Annotated in this window: 2 protein-coding genes; one reads left to right on the forward strand and one right to left on the reverse strand. The window is 74.8% G+C overall.

The annotated features are described in order from the left end of the window. Positions 1-26: 26 nt before the first annotated feature. A complete protein-coding gene (locus tag ACTUAL_RS07145) occupies positions 27-680 on the reverse strand; it encodes a heme oxygenase (biliverdin-producing) (protein WP_440899690.1) in 654 nt (217 codons plus the stop codon). A gap of 192 nt (positions 681-872) precedes the next feature. Between ACTUAL_RS07145 and ACTUAL_RS07150 the strand changes: the two genes are divergently transcribed. Further along, positions 873-1,743 (forward strand): alpha/beta hydrolase fold domain-containing protein (locus ACTUAL_RS07150; protein ID WP_440899691.1); only part of this gene is annotated, 871 nt, incomplete at its 3' end.

The raw sequence follows: 1,743 nt of genomic DNA on the forward strand, positions 1-1,743 counted from the left end.
CCGGCGCCCGCTGCGGGGGCACGGGGTCAGGCGGCGCTGCCCAGGTCCAGCTCGGAGGCGAGCGCGTTGAACACGGCCACGTTGCACTCGAACGCCACGCAGGTCTCCACGATCACCCGCTCCCGCTCGACCTGGCCCCACCCGGCGGTGTCCAGGGAGTCGCGGTAGCGCTTGCGGAAGCCGGGGAGCCCGCCGACCACGTCGAACCGGTAGAACGCGGCGCCCGCGTCGACCAGCCCGTACCGCTGGGCCAGCAGCCGCCGGACGACCTGGCCGCCCGCGACGTCGCCGAGGTAGCGGGTGTAGTGGTGGGCGACGAACCCGCCGGACCACCGCCCGGCCTCGCGGATGCGCAGCACGTAAGACTCGGTGGCGGGCACCGGGGCGATCCGCGACCGCCAGTCCGGGCCGATCAGGTGCGCCAGGTCCTGCTCCAGCGCGGGGACGCGGCGCAGCTCGGGCTCGGTGAACCGGCTGGCGACCGGGTCGTCGGCGAGCGCGTCGGCCCGCTCCTCCAGCGCCCCGTAGATGAAGTAGTACTGCTCGGCGAGCCTGGTGTACGCCCCGAGGTCGAGGCGCTCGCCCAGGAGCGCCTCCATGTACCCGGTCCGCTCGGCGCGCTCGTGCTCCTTGCGGGTGGCGGCGCGCAGCTCGGCTGAGAAGGGGGTCGCGGTGTCCATCTGCGGCTCCTGGGGTCGGCGCGCTGCGGTGATCTCCGACCCTAGGGCGCACGATCAAGTTAGGCAAGCCTAATAAGGCGTCGTCCAGGGGTTGAAACGCAAACTTCGCGCGCAGGGAGCAATCGCGCGATGACTCTCCGCGCACGTCGGGCGCAGGGTGCAGGATCGACCTTCGAACCCCGAGGAGGTCGCGTGTCCCTGCTGTCCCGCCCCGCCGTCGCCGACGCCGTGGCCAGGAGGCTCAAGTCGTTCATGACCCCGCGCGGCGACCCCGCCACCCCGTACCTGGGCGCGCGCGGCCGGGTCGGCCGGGTCGTCGTGCCCACCCGGCACGGGGACGTGCCCTGCGCGGTCTACCACCCGCCCGCCGACGTGACCCCGGCCGGTTCGGGCGCGTACCTGAACCTGCACGGCGGCGGCTTCGCCATCGGCTACCCCGGCCAGGACGACTCGTGGTGCCGCTACCTGGCCGCCGAGACCGGCGTGGTCGTGCTCAACGCCGACTACGCCACCACCCCCGAGCACCGCTTCCCGGTGCCGGTCGAGCAGACCTACGACGTCCTCGCCTGGGCCGCCGAGCCCGAGCGCGACTGGGACGGCTCGCGGCTGTGCGTGGGCGGGCAGAGCGCGGGCGGCTCGCTCGCGGCGGGCGCGGCGCGGCTGGCGCTGGAGCGGGGCGGACCGGCCGTCGCGCTCCAGGTCCTGCACTACGCGCCGCTCGACCTGGTCACGCCCGGCAGGGACAAGCGGCTGGCGGGGCCGAAGTCGATGCTGCGCCCGTGGATGGCCGAGGTGTTCGACACCGCCTACATCCCCGACCCGGCGGCGCGGCGCGACCGGCTGGCCTCGCCCGCGTGGGGCGACAACGGGGTGGGGATCGAGGGCATCGCCCCGGCGGTGGTGATCACCTGCGAGCACGACCGGCTGCGCGACGAGGGCGTGGCGTACGCGAGGGCCCTGGACGCGGCGGGCGCGCTGGCCGAGCACCACGAGGTGCGCGGGTACGACCACGGCTACAACTTCCGGGGCGGCGCGCCCCGCGAGGTCGTGGACGCGGTCTACG

The sequence above is a fragment of the Actinosynnema sp. genome (assembly GCF_052038725.1).

Coding starts and splice junctions, on each gene's coding strand:
- ACTUAL_RS07145 (WP_440899690.1), bottom strand. CDS start 680: ATGGACACCGCGACCCCCTTCTCAGCCGAGCTGCGCGCCGCCACCCGC.